Source organism: Microbacterium sp. HA-8, assembly GCF_046111165.1.
GTDB lineage: Bacteria > Actinomycetota > Actinomycetes > Actinomycetales > Microbacteriaceae > Microbacterium.
On the sequence record NZ_CP162025.1, the window covers coordinates 1,034,184 to 1,054,347 of the forward strand.

The 20,164-nt window shown below is 72.0% G+C and carries 19 protein-coding genes and 1 riboswitch; of the genes, 8 read left to right on the forward strand and 11 right to left on the reverse strand.

What is annotated here, in order from left to right; translation table 11 throughout:
- Positions 1–114 precede the first annotated feature (114 nt).
- The 6 genes from AB2L57_RS04910 to AB2L57_RS04935 all read left to right on the forward strand — a co-directional run bounded on the left by AB2L57_RS04910 (position 115) and on the right by AB2L57_RS04935 (position 6,315).
- Positions 115–1,296 (forward strand): ROK family protein, encoded by a 1,182-nt coding sequence (locus AB2L57_RS04910; RefSeq protein ID WP_409048218.1) that lies wholly within the window; start codon positions 115–117, stop codon positions 1,294–1,296.
- 80 nt (positions 1,297–1,376) lie between these two features.
- Positions 1,377–2,609 (forward strand): extracellular solute-binding protein, encoded by a 1,233-nt coding sequence (locus tag AB2L57_RS04915; RefSeq protein WP_409048219.1) that lies wholly within the window; start codon positions 1,377–1,379, stop codon positions 2,607–2,609.
- Positions 2,610–2,689: 80 nt separating this feature from the next.
- A complete protein-coding gene (locus AB2L57_RS04920; RefSeq protein ID WP_292810653.1) occupies positions 2,690–3,676 on the forward strand; it encodes a carbohydrate ABC transporter permease in 987 nt (328 codons plus the stop codon).
- Positions 3,673–4,566, forward strand: a complete 894-nt coding sequence (locus tag AB2L57_RS04925; RefSeq protein WP_363331332.1) for a carbohydrate ABC transporter permease — start codon at positions 3,673–3,675, stop codon at positions 4,564–4,566. Before AB2L57_RS04920 ends, AB2L57_RS04925 begins: the two co-directional genes overlap by 4 nt.
- Positions 4,566–5,543 (forward strand): ROK family protein, encoded by a 978-nt coding sequence (locus AB2L57_RS04930; RefSeq protein ID WP_292810655.1) that lies wholly within the window; start codon positions 4,566–4,568, stop codon positions 5,541–5,543. Before AB2L57_RS04925 ends, AB2L57_RS04930 begins: the two co-directional genes overlap by 1 nt.
- Positions 5,536–6,315 carry a glucosamine-6-phosphate deaminase gene (locus AB2L57_RS04935; RefSeq protein WP_409048220.1) on the forward strand — a complete coding sequence of 260 codons (780 nt, stop codon included), beginning with the start codon at positions 5,536–5,538 and terminating at the stop codon, positions 6,313–6,315. The genes AB2L57_RS04930 and AB2L57_RS04935 overlap by 8 nt, the downstream gene beginning before the upstream one ends.
- A gap of 243 nt (positions 6,316–6,558) precedes the next feature.
- Here the strand turns inward: AB2L57_RS04935 and AB2L57_RS04940 are convergent, their stop codons facing one another.
- The 5 genes from AB2L57_RS04940 to AB2L57_RS04960 form a co-directional block, all read right to left on the reverse strand.
- Entirely contained in the window at positions 6,559–7,941 is a 1,383-nt protein-coding gene (locus tag AB2L57_RS04940; RefSeq protein ID WP_409048221.1) for an FAD-binding oxidoreductase, read from the reverse strand.
- Between the two features lie 13 nt (positions 7,942–7,954).
- Positions 7,955–8,350: a YrdB family protein gene (locus AB2L57_RS04945; RefSeq protein WP_409048222.1), complete on the reverse strand. Its 396-nt coding sequence runs from the start codon at positions 8,348–8,350 to the stop codon at positions 7,955–7,957.
- A gap of 71 nt (positions 8,351–8,421) precedes the next feature.
- Positions 8,422–10,152, reverse strand: a complete 1,731-nt coding sequence (locus tag AB2L57_RS04950) for a zf-HC2 domain-containing protein (RefSeq protein ID WP_409048223.1) — start codon at positions 10,150–10,152, stop codon at positions 8,422–8,424.
- Positions 10,153–10,503: 351 nt separating this feature from the next.
- Positions 10,504–11,673 (reverse strand): N-acetylglucosamine-6-phosphate deacetylase, encoded by a 1,170-nt coding sequence (locus tag AB2L57_RS04955; RefSeq protein WP_292810666.1) that lies wholly within the window; start codon positions 11,671–11,673, stop codon positions 10,504–10,506.
- Positions 11,670–13,184, reverse strand: a complete 1,515-nt coding sequence (locus AB2L57_RS04960) for a beta-N-acetylhexosaminidase (RefSeq protein WP_409048224.1) — start codon at positions 13,182–13,184, stop codon at positions 11,670–11,672. The genes AB2L57_RS04955 and AB2L57_RS04960 overlap by 4 nt, the downstream gene beginning before the upstream one ends.
- Before the next feature lie 66 nt (positions 13,185–13,250).
- Positions 13,251–13,335, forward strand: a riboswitch (ZMP/ZTP riboswitch).
- Positions 13,336–13,370: 35 nt separating this feature from the next.
- Here AB2L57_RS04960 and glyA point away from each other — a divergent pair.
- A complete protein-coding gene (gene glyA / locus AB2L57_RS04965; RefSeq protein ID WP_409048225.1) occupies positions 13,371–14,645 on the forward strand; it encodes a serine hydroxymethyltransferase in 1,275 nt (424 codons plus the stop codon).
- 122 nt (positions 14,646–14,767) lie between these two features.
- Positions 14,768–15,655, forward strand: coding sequence for a bifunctional methylenetetrahydrofolate dehydrogenase/methenyltetrahydrofolate cyclohydrolase (locus tag AB2L57_RS04970; protein WP_409048226.1), 888 nt, complete (start codon positions 14,768–14,770; stop codon positions 15,653–15,655).
- 86 nt (positions 15,656–15,741) lie between these two features.
- Here AB2L57_RS04970 and AB2L57_RS04975 read toward each other — a convergent pair whose 3' ends face one another.
- The 6 genes from AB2L57_RS04975 to AB2L57_RS05000 all read right to left on the reverse strand — a co-directional run bounded on the left by AB2L57_RS04975 (position 15,742) and on the right by AB2L57_RS05000 (position 20,140).
- Entirely contained in the window at positions 15,742–16,476 is a 735-nt protein-coding gene (locus tag AB2L57_RS04975) for an amino acid ABC transporter ATP-binding protein (RefSeq protein WP_292810671.1), read from the reverse strand.
- The gene (locus tag AB2L57_RS04980) at positions 16,473–17,318 is read right to left on the reverse strand and encodes an amino acid ABC transporter permease (RefSeq protein ID WP_292810673.1); all 846 of its coding nucleotides are present in this window, start codon (positions 17,316–17,318) and stop codon (positions 16,473–16,475) included. The genes AB2L57_RS04975 and AB2L57_RS04980 overlap by 4 nt, the downstream gene beginning before the upstream one ends.
- 43 nt (positions 17,319–17,361) lie before the next feature.
- Positions 17,362–18,195: an ABC transporter substrate-binding protein gene (locus AB2L57_RS04985; protein ID WP_292810675.1), complete on the reverse strand. Its 834-nt coding sequence runs from the start codon at positions 18,193–18,195 to the stop codon at positions 17,362–17,364.
- A gap of 166 nt (positions 18,196–18,361) precedes the next feature.
- Positions 18,362–18,916, reverse strand: coding sequence for a hypothetical protein (locus tag AB2L57_RS04990; protein WP_409048227.1), 555 nt, complete (start codon positions 18,914–18,916; stop codon positions 18,362–18,364).
- Between the two features lie 58 nt (positions 18,917–18,974).
- A complete protein-coding gene (locus tag AB2L57_RS04995) occupies positions 18,975–19,685 on the reverse strand; it encodes an NAD(P)H-dependent oxidoreductase (RefSeq protein WP_409048228.1) in 711 nt (236 codons plus the stop codon).
- Positions 19,682–20,140 carry a MarR family winged helix-turn-helix transcriptional regulator gene (locus AB2L57_RS05000; protein ID WP_292810682.1) on the reverse strand — a complete coding sequence of 153 codons (459 nt, stop codon included), beginning with the start codon at positions 20,138–20,140 and terminating at the stop codon, positions 19,682–19,684. Before AB2L57_RS05000 ends, AB2L57_RS04995 begins: the two co-directional genes overlap by 4 nt.
- Positions 20,141–20,164: the final 24 nt, after the last annotated feature.

Sequence of the window (20,164 nt, forward strand, 5' to 3'; positions counted from 1 at the left end):
CGTCCACCCTAGGTGCCACGGTGGCGCGGACGGCGCCGAGGGGTTTGGAAGGCGTCTGAACGAAAGTGGGGGAAACTCTTGCGCAATCTTTGTTCGTAAGGTCTACTAACAAACATGCCTGCCCCGAAGACACCCCGCACGAGCGTTCTCGACACCGCGCCGAACACGCGTTCGTTCGGCCGCGGCCGCGCCCTGCGCTCGGCGGGCAAGGTGCTGCCCGAGCAGGCGCGCGGTCACAATCGCGCCCTCGTGCTCCAGACCCTGTTCCACGACGGCGCGATGAGCCGCGCGGACCTCTCGCGGCAGACGGGTCTCACACGCGTGACGATCAGCGACCTCGTCGCCGAGCTCATCGTCGACGGCTTCGTGATCGAGAAGGGTCCCCGCGAGGGCTCGCGCCCGGGCAAGCCGGCGATCCTGCTCGACATCGATCGCGCGGCGCACCGCATCGTGGGGGTCGACCTGTCGGGCCCCGATGCGTTCCTCGGGGCCGTGCTCACTCTCGACGGCGAGATCGTCGCGCGCCGCGAGGTCGCTCGCCCCGCGACGGAGAGCACGGTGGATGCCGTCCTCGACCTCGCGCGACGCCTCATCGCCGACTCGCACGCGCCCGTGCTCGGCATCGGTGTCGGGACGCCCGGCATCGTCGACGACGAGGGGGTGGTGCTGAGCGCGCCGAACCTCGGGTGGACGGCGTTCGACCTGCGGGGCGCTCTGGAGCGGGCGCTCGATCTGCCGGTGCTGGTCGCCAACGACGCCAACGCCGCCGTGCTCGCCGAGTACACCTTCGGCCGCGCGGAGGGCGACATGATGCTGATCAAGGTCGGAGCCGGCGTCGGCTCCGGCCTGCTCACCGGCGGCCAGCTCACCCGCGGCAGCCGCTATGCCGCGGGTGAGATCGGGCACGTCACGATCGGCACGGACGGCGGACCGCGCTGCGCATGCGGCAAGGTCGGCTGCCTCGAGGCGTGGCTGTCGGTGCCGTCGCTGTCGGACGCGCTCGCCGAGACGGCCGACGACGCCGCGCGCGAGCGGGTGCTGCGCGACGCGGGCGAGCGGCTCGGTATCGCCGTCGCGCCGATCGTCGGTGCGCTCGATCTGTCGGAGATCGTGCTCTCCGGCCCCGAGGAACTGCTCGACGGACCCCTGATGCGTCAGACCGTCGAGACGCTCCGAGCCCGCACGCTCGCCGAGTTCCACGACGAGGTGCGCGTGCGACTGACCGCCTACGGCCAGGACATCGTGCTGCGCGGCACCGCCGTCATGGTGCTGCAGGGTCGCCTCGGCGTCTCCTGAGCCTGCCCCGACAGCATCCGGACCCCCCACCCCATCCATCACCCATCCACACCCCCACCGAGAGAACACGAGGGATCACCATGAAGAAGACGCTCGGAGCGCTGGCCTTGCTGGGCGGCAGCGCGCTCGTGCTGGCCGGTTGCGCGGCCGGCGGCTCCTCGGAGTCCGATGGCGCGGAGATCCGCGTCTGGCTGGTCGGCACCGACACCCCCGATGCCGCGCGAGAGTATCTGGTCGACACGTTCGAGGAGGAGAACCCGGGATCGACGCTCGTCATCGAAGAGCAGTCCTGGGAGGGCCTGGTCGACAAACTGACGACGAGCCTGTCGAGCTCGGACAGCCCCGACATCGTCGAGTTCGGCAACACCCAGGCGCCTGCCTTCACCTCGGTCGGCGCCCTGCTGGACATCTCCGACGAATACGAAGCCCTCGGCGGCGACGACCTGCTGCCTGGCTTCGTGGAGGCGGGATCCTACGACGGCGCGTTCTACGCGGCGCCGCTGTACTCCGGAGCGCGGGTGGTCTTCGCCGACCCGGCGCTGGTCACCGCCGCCCCCGCGACGCTCGACGAGTACGTCGCCACGGCCAAGAGCCTGGCCGCGGCCAACCCCGGAAAGTCGGGCGTCTACTTCGCGGGCCAGGACTGGTACAACGCGCTGCCCTTCATCTGGGAGAACGGCGGCGAGGTCGCCGTCGCCGACGGGGAGGGCTGGGATGCGCAGTTGAGCTCGGACGCCTCGATCGCCGGACTGCTGCAGGTGCAGGACCTGATGATGAACGCCTCGCTCGCGCCCAAGGACGGCGACAACGCCGAGCCGTGGACGCCGTACTGCGAGAACCAGGCCGTGCAGTTCTCGGCGCCCAACTGGGCGCTGGGCCTTGCGAGCGCGTGCGAGACCGAGGCCCCTCCCGCCGCGCCGATGGTCTACGCGCTGCCGGGCATCGACGGCGGCGCCGCACAGGTCTTCGCCGGCGGATCGAACATCGGCATCTCGGCGCGATCGGAGAACCCCGAGCTGGCCAAAGCCGCGCTCGAGATCATCCTGAGCGACGGATTCCAGACGATCTACGGCGAGAACGGCCTCATCCCCGCCAAGCTCTCGCTCGCCTCGACACTGGGATCGAGCCCCGAGGCCGAGGCGTTCACCGCGGCCGCCGGCAACGCCAAGCTCACCCCCGCCTCCCCGAACTGGGCGGAGGTCGAGGCGAGCCGCGTGCTCGAGGACTTCTTCGTGCAGATCGCTCAGGGCGGCGACGTGGCGGCGCTCGCCGCCGAGGTCGACATCCAGATCGAGGAGATCCTGAACGGCTGATCCGCCTCGGGCGGGCGGGTGCGTGGCGCATGGCGCCCCGCCCGCCCGAAGCACCCGTCATCCGAACACAAGGAGTCCCCATGGCGAGCGTCCGCAGCGATGCCGCTCCCGCGGTCAGCGCGATCGACGGCGAGCGGCTGATCTCCCCGGCACCCCCCGGAAGGGCGCCCCGGCGCCGGCGACGCGGCGGGTTCACCCCGTACGCGCTCCTCCTGCCCGCCCTGATCGTGCTCGCCGCGATCACGGCCTGGCCGCTCGTGCAGCTGGTCATCATGTCGTTCCAGCGCTTCGGCCGCGAGCAGGTCTTCGGCGCCCCGCCCGAGTTCGTCGGCTTCGACAACTACCTCGCGGTGCTCACCGACGACGCGTTCTGGGCGGTGCTGGGGCGCTCGCTCGCCTTCGCCGCCGTGTGCGTCGTCGTCACGATGGTGCTGGGCGTGCTGGTCGCGCTGCTCATGAAGCGGCTCGGCACGGCCCTGCGCACCCTGGTCTCGATCGGCCTGCTGCTGGCCTGGGCGATGCCGCCGCTGTCGGCGACCATCGTCTGGGGGTGGATCTTCGACACCCAGTACGGCGTGCTCAACCACGTGCTGAGCTCGTGGTTCGGGTTGCCCTTCGAGGGGCACTCGTGGCTCATCGAGCCGCTCAGCTTCTTCTTCGTCGCCGCGATCATCATCGTCTGGGGTGCGGTGCCCTTCGTCGCCTTCACGGTGTACGCCGGACTCACGCAGGTGCCCGACGAGGTCATGGAGGCCGCCCAGCTCGATGGAGCGGGCGGCGCGAAGCGGTTCTTCTTCGTGATCGTGCCCTACATCCGATCGATCCTCATCGTCGTCACGATCCTGCAGGTCATCTGGGACCTGCGCGTGTTCACCCAGATCTACGCGCTGCAGTCCATCGGCGGGCTTGCGGAGCAGACGAACACGCTGGGTGTCTACATCTACCGTGTCTCGCTCGGCTCGGGCGATTTCGGAATGGGCGGTGCGATCTCCGTGATCGTCGTGCTGCTCCTGGTGGCGATCTCGATCTTCTACGTCCGCCGCAGCATCAAGGAGGACGCGGAGTGACCACGACAGCATCCCTCGTCACGGCGCGGCGCGACGCGCGCGCCCCCCGCCGACGCCGTCGCCTGGGCGGGTTCCTGGCCGCGGTCGCCGCGGTCATCGTGTTCGTCGCGTCCGTCTTTCCGGTCTACTGGATGCTCAACACATCGCTGCAGCCGAACTCGCAGGTGCGCGGCACCGACGTCAACTTCTGGCCCGAGCAGTTCACGCTCGACAACTACGCCGGGATCCTCGCGGGCGACGGGCGCGCGCCGTTCCTGCCGGCGCTGCTGAACTCGCTGCAGGTGACTCTCGTGACGATCGTCGTCGCGCTCGTCTTCGCCTTCCTCGCCGCGCTGGCGGTGTCGCGTTTCCGTTTCCGCAGCCGCGGCGGGTTCATCATCGCGATCCTGGTCATCCAGATGATCCCCGCGGAGGCGATGATCATCTCGATCTTCCGGCTCGTCGACGGCTGGCAGATGCTCAACACGATCATCGGGCTCTCGGCCGTCTACATCGCCACCGTCCTGCCCTTCACGATCTGGACGCTGCGCGGGTTCGTGGCCGGAGTGCCCATCGAACTCGAGGAAGCCGCGATGATCGATGGACTCAGCCGCGCCCAGGCGTTCTGGCGCATCACGTTCCCGCTGCTGGCGCCGGGTCTGGTCGCGACCGGTGTGTTCGGCTTCATCCAGGCCTGGAACGAGTTCATCTTCGCGCTCGTGCTCAACCCGCGCCCCGAGGCCATGACGCTGCCGGTGTGGCTGCGCACCTTCCTCGATCCCAACGGCGGCATCGACTGGGCGCAGCTGATGGCGGGCTCGACGCTCGTGGCGGTTCCCGTCGTGATCTTCTTCCTCATCGTGCAGAGCCGCATGACCAGCGGCCTCGTCTCGGGGGCGGTCAAAGGCTGATGTCCGACACACCTCCCGCCGGCCCGCCTCCGCGGCACCGGCCGATCACCCTCGGGCTCGACGTCGGCGGCTCCAAGACCGATGCGGTCGCCGTCCGCGACGGCGAGATCCTCGCGCGCGTGCGACTGACCACAGGCTGGGGGCCGGATGCCGTCGTGGCGACCATCCTCGACGCTGTCACCGCCCTGCGGGGCCAGGCGGGCATCGCACCCGGTGATCCGACGACGATCGGCATCGGCATCCCGGGCCAGATCGTGCCCGGAACGACGCGCGTCGAGCACGCGGTGAACCTCGGCCTCGACTCGTTCGATCTCGGGGCGGCGCTCGCCGACGCGTCGGGATCGGCGGTGCGGATCGAGAACGACGTCAAGGCCGCGACCCTGGGCGCCGCCTTCCTGCGCGGCGGCGCCGCATCGATGGCGTATCTCAACCTCGGCACGGGCGTCGCCGCGGGAGTGCTCACGGGCGGCGCGCTGTGGCGCGGGACGCGCGGGGCAGCGGGCGAGATCGGACACATCTCGATCGACCCCGCCGGGCCCGACTGCCGCTGCGGTCAGGTGGGCTGCATCGAGGCGCTCGCCGGCGGCGCCGCGATCGCGCGCCGCTGGGGGCATCCCGGGACGCTGCCGGTGCGGGACGTGTTCGACGCCGCCGACGCGGGCGACACGCGGGCGATCGCGCTGCGGGCGGGACTGGCCCACGGGGTTTCCGCCGCGGTGCGCGTGCTCGTGCTCACGGCGGACGTCGATGTCGTGACGATCGGCGGCGGGCTGGCAGCTCTCGGCGACCGTCTCCTGGCAGACGTGCGGCGGGAGCTGCGGCGCTCGGCCGCAGCATCCTCGTTTCTCGGTTCGCTGCGCCTCGACGAGCGCATCGAGACCCTGCCCGAGGGCTCGGCCGCGGCGGCGCTCGGCGCGGCGCTCGCGGGCGCCGACCGCCCGGCGTCGCAGCTGAGGGGGGTGCTCGCGCGTGGCTGAGGTGATCATCGTGCGCGATGCAGCGGCGGGCGGCGCGCTCGTGGCCGATCACATCGCCGCGCTCGTGCGCCGCCGGCCCGAGACGGTGCTGGGACTTGCGACGGGATCGACCCCGCTGCCCGTTTACGCGGCGCTGCGCACGCGCCTCGCGGGCGTGGATGTCTCGCACGTGCGCGCCTTCGCGCTCGACGAGTATGTCGGGCTCGACCCCGCCCACCCCGAGTCCTACGCGCGGGTGATCGAGCGCGAGGTCGTGCGCCCGCTCGGGCTCGATCCGGCGCGGGTGCGGGTGCCGCGGGGAACGCTGCCGGGCATCGAGCACGCGGGTGAGGACTACGAGCACGAGATCGCGGATGCCGGGGGCATCGATCTGCAGATCCTCGGCATCGGCAGCGACGGTCACATCGGGTTCAACGAGCCCGGGTCCTCGTTCGCGTCGCGCACCCGCGTCAAGACGCTCACGCGGCAGACGCGCGAGGACAACGCGCGGTTCTTCGCCGGCCCCGACGAGGTGCCGAGGCACTGCATCACGCAGGGGCTCGGGACGATCCTCGACGCGCGCCACCTCGTCCTCCTCGCGTTCGGCGAGGGCAAGGCCGCCGCGGTCGCGGGCGCCGTCGAGGGCCCGCTCACCGCATCCCTGCCGGCGTCGGCGATTCAGTTGCACGAGCGTGTGAGCGTCGTGGTCGATGAGGCTGCAGCATCCACCCTGGGGTTCGCGGACTACTACCGCGAGGCGTGGGCGCACAAGCCGGCCTGGCAGGGCCTCTGACGCGCCGCGCTCTGCCGCGCGCCCGCGCGCTGCCGCCGCGCTCTGCCGCGTGCCCGCGCGCTGCCGCCGCGCTCTGTCCCCGAACCCACATTTTTGCAGCGAGCCACCACGCGTCTGATGGTGGTTCGCTGCAAAAATGTGGGTTCGCGGGTGGGAGGCGCGCGCAAAGCGCGGACGCGGGCATCGGCGCGGAGCGAAGTGTGGGCGCGGGCGCGCGCCCAACGCCGGCACGCCCGGCAGCGCTCAGAACACCTTGCCGGGGTTCAGGATGCCGAGCGGATCGAACGCGCGCGTGATCCTGCGCTGCAGCTCCCACTGCGCGTCGCCGAGCTCGTCGGCCAGCCACCGCCGCTTGAGCACGCCGATGCCGTGTTCGCCGGTGAGGGTGCCGCCCAGGCGCAGCGCAGCACGGAAGAGCTCGTCGGCGGCGGCCCAGATGTGCTCGGGCACGGCGGGCACACCCTCGGCCACGGGCGCCGTGAAGACGAAATTCGGGTGCAGGTTGCCGTCGCCCGCATGCGCGACGGTGGGGATCGCGATGTCGTAGGACCGCTCGATGCGGGCGATCTCGTCAAACATCGCCGCGAGGGCGCTGCGCGGAACGGAGACGTCCTCGATCAGCGTGGTGCCGAGCGCCTCCATCGCGGCGTGGAACGAGCGGCGGATGCCGAGCAGCCGCTCGCCCTCGGCGGGATCGTGCGAGAGAGCCACGGTTCCGCCGTGCGCGGTGAGCACGCGCGCGATCTCGTCGGCCTCGGCATCCGCCGCGGGGCCGTCGGTCTGCACCGTCAACTGCGTGGCGCCGGGCGTCGGGGGCTGAAGGCCCAGCAGGTCGTGCACGGCGGACAGGCTTGCAGCATCCATAAACTCCATGAGGGCGGGCTGGATGCCGGCGGCCGTGACCGCGGCGGAGGCCCGTGCCGCGCGCCCTACATCGGCGAAGGTCGCCGCGATCGTGCACACCGTGCCGGGTGTGCGGCGGCGCAGCTTCAGCGTCGCGCCGACGATGACGCCCAGCGTGCCCTCGGATCCGATCACGAGTGAGGTCAGATCGAGCCCCGTCACACCCTTGACGCTGCGATGACCCAGTCGCAGCAGCTCTCCATCGGCGGTGACCAGGTCGACGCCGAGTACCGCGTCGCGCACGACGCCGTACTTCGCGCACAGCAGGCCGCCGGCGCCGGTGGCGATGTTGCCGCCCACCGTCGAGATCGCGCGACTGGCGGGATCGGGTGCCCACCACAGGCCGTGAAGGGCGAGTGCGTCGCCGAGCTCGGCGTTGAGGATTCCGGGCTCGACGACCGCGAGCAGGTCGTCGGCGTTGATCTCGAGGATCCGCGTCATGGCGCGCGTCGAGAGGACGATCTCGCCGGGTCCGGCCATCGCCGCCCCCGCGAGACCGGTGCCCGCGCCGCGGGTGACGACCGGGGTGCGCGTCGCGCTCGCGATGCGCAGGGTCTCTTGCACGTCGGCGGCCGAGGCGGCGTGCACGACCGCGAGCGGAGCACCCGCGGAACGGTGCCCGGACTTGTCGACACGGGCGCCCTCGAGGCTCGCCTCGGTGGTGTCGACACGATCGCCGAGTGCGCCGCGGAGGCGGGTGACGACATCCCCGTGGTCGATCATGGACGCGCGGCGCTCACGCGAACCGGCGTCTGCCGACGAGCATCCCCGTCACCACGGCGACGAGGCCGAACGCGACGCCGACCCACGGCTGCCCCATGCTCCACCAGGCGAGCGTCACCGACACGAAGATGAGCAGCTCGACGACGGCCGCGACGAACGGATGCACGGCCACGACCGCGCGGGGGGAGACGAACAGCGCCCACAGCAGGATTGCGAACGCGGGTGCGCCGAGTCCGGCGACGATGTTCCACGGCACGGGGAACGAGACGAAACCCCACAGCACGAGGGTTCCGACGGCGACGATCTCGGTGAGCAGGCGGACGATGTCGAGCGCGCCCGGTCGTGCCACGACGCCCGCGGGGCGGGGCTGCTCGGGCGTGGAGGGTCCGACGTGGGGGGTGTTGCTCATCGTTCGATTCTACGAGCGGTGTGCGCGGGGGCGGTGCGGCGTGGCTGGTGGCCGTTCGCGGCCGGGGATGCTCAGGGGGCGGCCGGTGGGGGAGTGAAGAGCTGATCGAGGAGGTCGGCGATCGGCGTTGTCGGCTCGGGCTGCGGTGCGGGTTCGGGGTCGGGCTGGGGCTCGGGCTCCGGTTCGGGCTCCGGCTCTACCGGGGGAGTGGTGGGCGGGTTCGTCGGCGGCGTGGTGACGGGTGGGGTCGTCGGTTCGGGATCGGTCGGCGGGGTCGTCGGCTGCACGGGATCAGGAGTGGGCGTGGGTCGCACGGGATCCGGCGTCGTCGGGGGCGTGGGGCCGGTGGGTGTCGTCGGTGTGCTGGGCGCGGTGGGCGCGGTCGGTGTCGTCGGTGTCGTCGGGCGGACCGGGGCCGGCGTGGGTGCGGACGGGCTGGGCGCCGGCGACTGGAAGACATCGCGCAGCGCGAATGGCGCGGACGGTGTGCGGGGGATCGTGCGCGGCGCTGTACCCACCCGATCGGTGCCACCGGAGGCCGGTGGTGCCGCCTCGGGCAGCAGAGGGGCGGGCGGGTCCTCTGTCGTGCTCGGCGCGGTGGTGGCCGACCGGGTGGGGCGTGGCGTGGGCGTCGTCTCGGACGCGGTGAGCCGCGTGTCGGCGTCGATGGTCCGGGTCGTATCCTGCGTGCCGAGCGTCGGCAGCACCGAAACGGCGACGGCGCCGGTGGCGACGACAGCCCCGGTCACGAGCACCGCGGTGATGGCGACGCCGGAGAACGCGCGGCGGCCCGCACGCGGTCGGCGGGTCGAGGCGGCGCGCCCCGCCGCGCGCCCCGCGGGTGTCAGCGCGGCCGGAGCGGCGAGAGCGCGTGCGGCGACCTCGGCGGGTGTGCCCGCATCGAAGACGTCGCCCGGCGCGGGGGAGGTCACGGTCGCGGAGGCGATGACGGCCGAACCGGCTGCCGCCGCTGCCGCCGTCGCGCCAGGCGCGAGCGCGGCCGCCGCGCCAGGCACGGGCGGGATGTCGGCGGTTCGCACACCGGTGTCGAGAACGGTCGTGCGGTAGGCGGCGGCGCCGGCTGCACCGAGCACGCCCGGCAGCACGCCGGCGGCGAGCCGCGAGGGCAGGCGATCGACCTCGGTCGCCAGGGCGGCGCACGCGCGGCACTCGGCGAGATGCTCCTGTGCGCGCTCGGCGTCGGCGGTGTTCAGCGACGCCTCGGCGAGGGCCGGCAGCTGGGTGCGCGTCCACGCGCACTCCGCCGCGATCTCGGGCTCGGCGGGGCGCGCCTTCAGCCAGATGCGACGCAGTTCGCGGCGGGCACCCGCGCTGAGTTTGGTGACGGCCGTGGGCGCGGCGTGCACGAGCGGCGTGATCGCGTCGGGGGTCATCCCCTCGATCTCGGAGTACCAGAGCAGCTCCTGCTGGTCGGAGAAGAGCTCGCCGTACGCATCGGCCGCGGACCGGTCCCGCGGGGCCACCCGGGCGCGGGCGCCCGAGGCCGAACCCGCCGCGACGGCGATGGCGCGCACCTTCGCGAGCAGATGGGCGCGGAAGGCTCCGCGAGGCCGCTCCCCGCGCACGATGCCCTCCTCGACGCGGCGGAACGCGTCGGCGACGAGCGCCGGATCCTCCGTGTCGCCGATCGCCTCGGTCGCTGCGAGCGCGTGGCGGTAGTGGCGACGCCAGAGCTCCGCGGAGGCGGCGGGATCGCGCCGGTGCACGCGCTGGATCAGTTCGACATCGGCAGCTGCGCCGACGTCATCCGCGTCGGCGACAGGCAGAAAAGTCCCCATCATGCTCCCCAGACGCCGGTGATCCGCGGATCACATTCCCCAATGCCGCCCGCGCGGCGCCGAACACACGGACGTCTCCCCATTGTGCCGCACTCGGCGCGTCGTGCCCGACCCAGGCACATGAGAGTTGTATGAGGCTTCCGCCCGCACGGGGTTCGTGCCGCCCCGGGCGCCCGTCCGGCGCGCGCTGCCGCGCCTCCCCCCGGACGTTGGGGCGTCGGAATCACGTTGGGGCGCGGAGCAGCACGCCCCAACGTCGCCCTGACGCCCCAGCCCCACCGTCGCCCTGACGCCCCAACGTCGCGCTGACGCCCCAACGCCGAGAAACGGGATGCTGCGCCCCGGGCGCCGCGGTCAGCTCAGCCGCGTGCCCGCCCGCCATACGCCCCGCACCGCGAGATCGGCGCTCCAGAGCACCGCGTCGGCCGCCGCGGCGGGCTGCAGCATCCCGAGGTCGCCCCGGCCCAGCAGGCGGGCGGGAGCCGCCGTGGCCGCGTGCACCGCGTCGGGAAGGGGCACGCCCGCGGCGACCGCGACCCGCACGGCGCGGTCCTGCGTGAGCGTGGAGCCGGCGATCGTCGTGGTGCCGCGGACGTGCGCGATGCCGCCCTCCACCGAGACGTCGAGGACGCCGAGGCGGTAGTCGCCGTCGCCCGCGCACGTCGCCGCCATCGCGTCGGTCACGAGCGCGACGCGCCCCGGTGCCATGCGCGTGAGCAGCGTGAGCACGACGGGGTCGAGGTGCACGCCGTCGGCGATCGCCTCGAGCGTGACGCGATCGTCGGCGGCGGCCGCCGCGACGGGGCCCGGCGCGCGGTGGTGCAGGCCCGGCATCGCGTTGAAGGCGTGGGTGAGTATGCGCGCCCCCGCATCGAAGGCCCGCGCCGCGATCTCGGCCGATGCGCCGGTGTGTCCGACCGCGGCGATCGCGCCCGCGTCGACCACAGCCCTGACGGCGTCGAATCCGCCCGGCAGCTCGGGTGCCAGAGTGATCTGCCGGACGGTTCCCCGGCCGGCGCGCAGCAGCGCGGCGACGGCATCGGGGAGGGGTGGGCGCAGCAGGTCGCCCGCGTGCGCGCCGCGGTGGGCCGCGTCGAGAAAGGGTCCCTCGAGGTGCGACCCGAGCACGCCGGTCTCATCACCGACGAGATCGGCGATGCGCGCTGCCGCGGCCTGCATCGCGGCAGCCTCGGCCGTGGCGAGAGAGAGGATCGCGCGGGTCGTGCCGTGCCGTGCGTGGGCGGCAACCGCGCGCAGCACCGCATCGGCATCGGGATCGTCGTACGAGACCCCCGCCGCCCCGTGCCCGTGCAGATCGATCATGCCCGGGGTGAGCAGAGCGCCGGGCCCGGCATCCACCCGCCCGTCGATCACCCGCGCCGCAACGCGCGCACGCCACTCGTCGCCCGTGCCGAGCGCGGCGACGCGGCCGCGCTCGAACAGCACCCACGCGTCGTCCGTGTCGGTCATCTCTCCCGCGGTGGATGCTGTCATCAGCCGCACCGAGTGGATGAGCGTGCTCATCTCGTCACCCGCGCGATCTCGGGCGAGGCGAAGAACCCGATGCCGAGCGCGTGCCACAGCGGCTCGAGGGCGGCCACGCGCACGCGGAACGACTCCCACGTCCGCTCCGCGGCGAGGGCCGACGAGGGGGACCACGCGATCTCCGCGGCGGTGGCGATGCGCGGGAAGACCATCTCGTCGATATCGGCGGGGGTGGCGATCGTCTCGGTCCACAGCGCCGCCTCGACGCCCCGCACACGGGCCTCGTCGAGGCCGTCGATCACCGTCGCCGGATCCCAGTCGTAGGCGCGCTCGACGCTCGTGGGGCCATCGGCCCACGTCAGCCCCAGCCGGGTGCCGCCGTCGTACTTCATGTCGAGGTAGACCGCGTCGGCCGGCGAGAGGATCACGCCGCCGTCGAAGGCGCGCGCCGCGTCGTCCTGGCCGTCGACGGGGGAGCGCAGACCCCAGTACTGCCCGACCGTCCCGGCCGGCAGGCCCCCGACAAGGCCCGCCTCGTGCCAGGCGATCGGCGTCTTGCCGGCCGCCGCGACCGCCTCGGCCGCGTGGCGCACGAAGGCCGCGTAGTCCGACGGGTCCGTGCCGTGCGCCTCGTCGCCGCCGATGTGCACGTACGGGCCGGGCGTGAGCGCGGCGACCTCCGCGACGACATCCCTCACGAAGCCCTCGACCCGTGGGTCGCCGATGCGCAGCGACGAGAACCCGACCGCCCACCCCGCGTACGGCTCGCCGGCCGCCGGCAGTTCCTGGTCGAGCTCCGTGGCCTGCGCGCGCAGGTCGTCGGTGAGCACTGGCGCGGCGGCGAGGTGGGGGTAGGCGACGCCGACGGCGTGCGTGTGCCCCGGCATGTCGATCTCGGGCACCACGGTCATGTGCCGGGCGGCGGCGTGCGCGACGATCCCGCGGTAGTCCTCGCGGGTGAAGAACCCGCCGGGGTCGCCGTTCGCCGAGCCCGATGCCGCGACCTCCGTCAGGCGCGGCCAGGCATCGATGTGGAGCCGCCACCCCTGGTCGTCCGTCAGATGCAGGTGCAGCGTGTTGAGCTTGAGCGCTGCGGCCCGGTCAATCAGCGCACAGACGGTCTCGACGCCGAAGAAGTGCCGCGCGACATCCAGCATCAGGCCGCGGTGCGCGAACCGCGGCGCGTCCTCGATATCGATCGCCGGCACCCGCCATCCGTCACCGGGCGCGGGGCGCAGCAGCTGCACGAGCGTCTGCGCGCCGTAGAAGAGCCCGGCCTCGGTCGGAGCGGCGATGTCGATCCGATCCCCGTCCGCGCGGAGGCGGTATCCCTCGGGATGCTCGCTCGCCTCTTCCGCCAGGCGCAGGCTCACGGTCGCCGCGTCGTGGGCGACCGAGTGGATGCCGTCGTCCCATCCCGCGCGTGCGCCGATCGCCGCGCGCAGCCATGCGGTGTCGAACGTCGCCAGGGCATCGATGACGAACCCGGGCGCGAGGCGCACGGCCAGCCCTCCCGGCACGTCGTCGAGTCGAGCCGGGTACGGGATCATGTAAGGAACCCTAACAAACTGGCGACAGCATCCACCAGGGCTTCGTGTCGCCGCCATCCGGTATGCTCGACCCGTCGCGACTGGCGTTTGGGTGGGTCACCACCGGGGAGCGGCTGACAACGGCATTCGACCGTACGCCTGGGTCGATGTAGAACCCTGCTGCAAGCCGTCGTCCAGGAGGCCGCTATGACCGATCCGCTCTTCTCCGCCCCCCTCTCCGAGGTCGATCCCGAGATCGCGCAGGTGCTCCAGCGCGAACTCGACCGCCAGCGCGGGTACCTCGAGATGATCGCGTCCGAGAACTTCGTGCCGGTCTCGGTGCTGCAGTCGCAGGGCTCGGTGCTCACCAACAAGTACGCCGAGGGCTACCCCGGCCGCCGCTACTACGGCGGCTGCGAAGAGGTGGACGTGGCCGAAGAGCTCGCCATCGAACGGGCCAAGAGCCTGTTCGGCGCGCAGTTCGCCAACGTGCAGCCGCACTCGGGAGCGACGGCCAACGCTGCGGTGCTCCACGCGATCGCGCGTCCCGGCGACACGCTGCTGGGTCTTTCGCTCGATCACGGCGGGCACCTCACGCACGGCATGAAGATCAACTTCTCGGGCCGCCTGTACGACATCGTCGCGTACGGCGTCGACCCCGAGACCTCGCTCGTCGACATGGCCGAGGTGCGCCGCCTCGCGCTCGAGCACAAGCCGAAGGTGATCATCGCGGGTTGGTCGGCCTACCCCCGCCGGCTCGACTTCGCCGCCTTCCGCGCCATCGCCGACGAGGTGGGCGCCTACCTCTGGGTCGACATGGCGCACTTCGCCGGGCTCGTCGCCGCAGGCCTCCACCCCTCGCCCGTGCCGCATGCGCACGTCGTCTCCTCCACGGTGCACAAGACCATCGGCGGCCCGCGGTCGGGCTTCATCCTGACCGACGACGCCGACCTGGCCAAGAAGATCAACACGGCGGTCTTCCCGGGCCAGCAGGGCGGCCCGCTGATGCACGTGATCGCGGCGAAGGCGACGGCGTTCAAGATCGCCGCCTCCGACGCGTTCAAAGACCGCCAGGCCCGTACGGTGCGGGGCGCCGCGATCCTCGCCGAGCGGCTGACGCAGCAGGATGTCGCGGATGCCGGCATCACCCTGCGCTCGGGCGGTACCGATGTGCACCTCGTGCTCGTCGACCTGCGCGACGCGGCGATCGACGGCAAGCAGGCCGAAGATCTGCTGCACGAGATCCACATCACCGTCAACCGCAACTCGGTGCCGAACGACCCGCGCCCCCCGATGGTCACGTCGGGTCTGCGCATCGGCACGCCCGCGCTCGCGACGCGCGGCTTCGGCGAGGCCGAGTTCGCCGAGGTGGCCGACATCATCGCGCTCGCGCTGTTGCCGGGCTCCGACGTGCAGGCGCTGCGCGCGCGGGTGGCCGCTCTGACGGCCGCGTTCCCGCTGTACCCCGGCCTCGAGCAGTAGTCGGGGCTGGTGGGGCGCGTCCGCCGCACCTAAGATCGGTGTCGGCGGATCACTATGGACATAGGTATTCTGCGATGCCGCGACGCGACGATGCGTCGTGTACCTCGAGACGGGAGATTCGGATGACGGCGAACAAGCTCGACGGAACGGCTACGGCCGCGGCCATCAAGGAGGAGCTGCGCACGCGCGTGGCGGCGCTGGCCGAGCGGGGCATCGTCCCGGGTCTGGGCACGCTCCTCGTGGGCGATGACCCGGGATCGCGGTCGTACGTGACGGGCAAGCATCGCGACTGTGCCGAGGTCGGCGTGGCCTCGATCCAGGTCGAGCTTCCGGCGTCGGCGAGCTTCGAGGAGATCGCCGACGCGGTGCGCGCGCTCAACGACGACCCGGCCGTCACGGGCTTCATCACGCAGCTGCCGCTTCCGGCCGGCATCGATGAGAACACGATCATCGAGATGATCGACCCGGCGAAGGATGCCGACGGCCTGCACCCGACGAATCTCGGTCGCCTCGTGCTCGGCGTCGACCCCGCGACGGCCGTCGCCGGGCCCCTGCCCTGCACGCCGCGCGGCGTCATCGAGCTGCTCGAGCGCCACGGCGTGGGCTTGGCCGGAAAGCACGTGGTCGTCATCGGGCGCGGTATCACCGTCGGCCGCCCCCTGGGACTGCTGCTCACCCGACGCGGCACCGACGCGACAGTGACCCTGACGCACTCGCGCACACCCGACCTCGCCGAGCACGTCCGCCGCGCCGACGTCGTCGTCGCCGCGGTGGGCGTTCCGCACCTGGTCAAGGCCGATTGGATCAAGCCCGGCGCCGCCGTGCTCGACGTCGGGGTGACGCGCACCGGCACGACCGCATCGGGCAAGGCGAAGCTCTCGGGCGACATCGATCCGGCCGTCGCCGAGGTCGCGGGGTGGCTCTCGCCCAACCCCGGCGGGGTGGGGCCGATGACCCGCGCGCTGCTCGTGGCGAACGTCGTCGAATCCGCCGAGCGCCTCGCCGGCTGAGTCGCGAGAACAGGCGACGCGGCGAGAACAGGACGATTCGGGCCCGATGCTCCTGTTCTCGACCCCACTTCCGCGCGAGCCGCGGCTCAGGCGGTGAAGCGGGCCAGGAACGCCCGCGTGCGCGCCTCGCGCGGTGCGCCGAAGACCTCGGCGGGGGTGCCCTCCTCGAGCACGCGGCCCTGATCGAGGAACAGCACACGGTGGGCGACGTCGCGCGCGAACGCCATCTCGTGCGTCGCCATCAGGATCGTGGTGCCGTCCTCGGCGAGTGAGCGCACAAGCTCCAGCACCTCGCCCACGAGCTCCGGGTCGAGGGCGGAGGTGACCTCGTCCAGCAGCAGCACCTCGGGGTCGGTCGCGATCGCCCGCGCGATCGCCACGCGCTGCTGCTGGCCGCCCGAGAGCCGGTCGGGGTGTTCGCGCGCCTTGTCGGCGAGTCCGACCCGTTCGAGGATCGCAAGGCCGCGGGACTCGGCATCCCGTCGCCTCTCCCGCCGCACCACTCGCGAGGCGAGGGTGACGTTGTCGAGCGCCGAGAGGTGCGGAAAGAGGTTGTACGCCTGGAAGACGATGCCCAGGCGCGCGCGCACCCGGTTCGCGTCGATGCGCGGGTCGGAGATGTCGGTGTCGCCGAGCAGGATCTGGCCGTCGTCGATCGGCTCGAGCAGATCGAGGCAGCGCAGCAGCGTCGACTTGCCCGATCCGCTCGCACCGATGACCGCGACGACCTCGTGGGCGGCGAGGTCGAGCGAGACGCCGCGCAGCACGGGGCGCTCGCCGAAGGACTTGTGCAGATCGAAGGCCCGCAGCAGCACGGTCACAGCAGCGCTCCCGACTGCTCGCGGCGACGCAGCCTCGCCGCGTACCAGTCCGTCAGGCGGATCGTCGGGATCGCGAGCAGGATGAACAGGATGCCGGCGACGACGTACGGGGTGAAGTTGTAGGTCTGCGACGACTCGATGCGCGCCGCGAGCACGGCGTCGGTGGCCCCCAGGATCGAGATGAGTCCGACATCCTTCTGCATGGCGACGAAGTCGTTCATGAGCGGAGGCGTGATGCGGCGGAACGCCTGCGGCAGCACCACGCGCCGCAGCGTCTGGGCGTATCCGAGACCGAGAGCCCGGGCGGCGAGGCGCTGGGAGGGATGCACCGACTCGATGCCCGCGCGGATCACCTCGGCGACGTACGCCGAGTAGGTGAGGGTCACGGCGATCGTGCCGAGCACGATCACGGGGATGCGCTCACCCGACAGGGTCGGCAGGCCGAAGCCGACGAGGTAGAGCACGATGATGAACGGCAGGCCCCGGAAGATGTCGGTGTAGGCGGCGGCGAGGGCCCGCAGGGGAACGAAGACGGGCCCCTGCAGCGTGCGCAGCAGCGCGATCGCCAGCGCGACCACACCGACCGTCACGACCGACAGCCCGAGAACCTGCAGATTGAGCAGGAACCCGGCCCACACCGCGGGAAGCGCATCCCACGCGATGGCGGGGTCGAAGAACGCCTGCTGTACCCCCGCCCAGCCGGGGGTGTTGATCACGGTGACCCAGACGATCAGCGCGAAGGCGAGCGATGACGCGATCGCGACCAGCACCGAGCGCTGCGACTGGCGTGCGCGGTACGCGCGCCGGTCGAGCTCGAGCTCGCTGGGGGAGTGATCGCTCACGGCTCGACGCTACCGGGCCGGCGGTGATCGGCGCCGCGCCGGGTCACTGCAGCAGCGTCACGCCCTGGCCGGCGCCCAGCCATTCGTCGGTGATCTCGGCGAGGGTGCCTCTCTCGCGCAGCTCGTCGATCGCTGCGGTGACGTCGTCGGTGAGGGGCGAGTCCTTCGACAGCACCACGCCCCACTCGTCGGGGATGCCGCCCGCCGGCAGCTCGCCGACGATGAAGGAGTCCTCGATGTACATCGCGGTCGCGAGGTACGCGGTGGGCAGGTCGATCACGAATGCGTCGATCTGGCCCGCGTTGAGGGCGGCGACGACGTCTTCGTTGGAGCCGAACAGCTGCGGGGCGGTGGTCGGCTGCACGACCTCTTCGAGCGTCTGGGCGCTCGTGGACCCCGCCATCGCGCCGATCACGATGTCTTTCAGCCCGTCGATCGAGTCGACGCCGTCGGCGGGTCCGCCCTCGACGGCGACGATGGCCTGGCTCGCCGCGTAGTAAGGCGATGAGAAGTCGACGGCCTGCGCCCGCTCCTCGGTGATCGTGTACTGCTGGATGTTGAAGTCGAAGTTCTTCGGACCCGGCGCGATCGCCGCCTCGAAGCTCGTGCGCACCCACTCGACCTCGTCGGCGGCGAAGCCCAGCTCGTCGGCGATCGCGTACGCGACGGCGGCTTCGAACCCCTCACCCGAGGTCGGGTCGTCGTCGATCACATAGGGGTAGTAGGCGATGTCGCCGGTCGCGATCGTGAGCGTGCCGGGGGTGACGTAGCCGGCGTCCTCCCCGTCGCCCGATCCGGCGTCCGAGGCGCAGCCGGCGAGAGCGAGGGCTGCGAGGGCGGCGCCCGCGGCGAGGGTGGCGAGGCGGGTGCGGGGCATGAGGGACTCCAAGGCGAGGGGTGCGGGGCGGCGGCTGCGGTGATCGCGAGAGCGCTCGACGGTGCGCGAGATCCCATTCTCCCCGCTCGCCGCCTCGGCGGGACGCGCGCGCGACGGATTGTTACCGGGCCGGCGGGCAGCGGCGCCGTTCAGAGCTCGTCGAGGTTCAGAGCTCGTCGAGCATGCGGCGCTGTTCGTCGGTCAGGCCGTCCTTCAGTTCACGACGACCCGCGGATGCTGCCGGCGAATCGGGTGCCTGGGCCACAGCATCCACGGTGCTCCGCCCGCCCCGGACGCGAGCGGTTGCGGAGTCGTACAGGGCGCCTGCCCGTGCCTCGATACGGTCGTCGATGAGGTCGTAGATCGCCCACGCGATGAGGAGGGCGACCGGAGGCAGGACGTAGCCCCAGAACCAGCCGCTCACGTTCACCCGGGTCAGGACGACGACGAGCACCCAGACGATCAGGGCGACGACGAAGACGAGCCCGTACTGCACGAGCTTCTCGCCGATCTTGGTGCGCCGGTTCTGCGATTTCGCCGCCATGCCGCGGAACCAACGGTGGATGAGGGGCTTGAGCCAGATCGTCGCGGCGGTGAGGATGACGGCGGCCCAGAACGCCGCCCAACCCACGCTCACGCCCGGCGTGAGCCAGCCGATGAGCAGCAGCACGACGAGATCGAAGATGTACAGCGACGCGAAGCGCACGATCCAGGCCCTCATGTCTCCAGGGTGCCACCGCGGCGGGGGTATGCGCACCCCGGCGCACGGTCCGGGAGCGTCACGCCCTCTCGGGCGTCGTCACGGGGGTTCTTGCCGCGTTCTCCCCCGCACCCTGGCCGGTGGATGAGCCGAGCCGTGCGTGTCGGCGGTCGGCGGAGACCGCTGCCGCGCCGTCGAGTCCGCCCAGGCGTGCGGCCTGGTCGACCCATCCGCGCCGCGTGTCGTCGGTGCGGTGCCGCACCTCTGCGAAGCGCGTCACGCCGCGCGTGCGGATTCCGCAGTAGCCGAGGATCGCCCGCGTGAGGCTCGTCTCGGCCGCCGCACGGTACACGAACGCGTTCCAGGCGCGGGGGGAGTCCATCGTCATGACGATGCGCGCCGTGCGTCCGGTCAGCAGGCGGTCCCACAGCTTGCCCGCCGGGCGGTACCGGAACGCGAAGCCCGACAGCAGCACGCGGTCGATGAACGCCTTCATCGCTGCCGGGTATGTGCCCCACCACTGCGGGTAGAACACTGCGATGTGGTCGGCCCAGCGCACGTCTTCGATGTAGGAGGCGACCTGCGGGTCGAGCGGGTCGTCGGCGTCGGTGCGGGGCATGCGCAGTTCGTCGCGGGTGCGTGGATGCTCGGGCACGGGGTCGTGGGCGAGATCGATCACGCGCACCTCGGCGCCGCTCGCTCCGGCGGACCGCGCATAGGCGCCGGCGAGCGCGTGCGTGAGGGTGTCGGGCAGCGGTGTGCCGATCAGGACGAGGATGCGGGGGTTCACGAGGGGGTTCCCTTCTCGAGGACGAGGTCGGTGAGGACGGCGAGGTGGGTGTTGAGGGTGGGTACGTCGACCGCTCCGGCCGTTCGGCGGGGGTCGAGCCGCGGGTCGGCGAACAGCGCCGTGAACTCCGCGTCGAGTGCGCCGCCGGCGTCGTGGACGAGGCGCTCGGCACGCGGGGTGAGCGCGAGCATGACGCGGCGGGCGTGGCTCGGGTCGGTGCCCGTGGTTATCCACCCCTCGGCGACGAGGCCCGGGACGCGCTTGCTCACGGCGGCCTTGCTCACCCGGAGGCAGTGCGCAAGCCCGGTGATGTCGGTCGGTGCCTGCTCATGGACGGCGACGAGGAACTCGAACTGGTTGTAGGTCACGCCGTAGCGAGACTGCAGCACCGCGTCGGCGTAGGTGTCGAGGGCCGAGACCAGTTCGTGCAGAGTGACGGTGATGCGTTCGGCCATGCGTTCAGTAAACCTGTTGACACC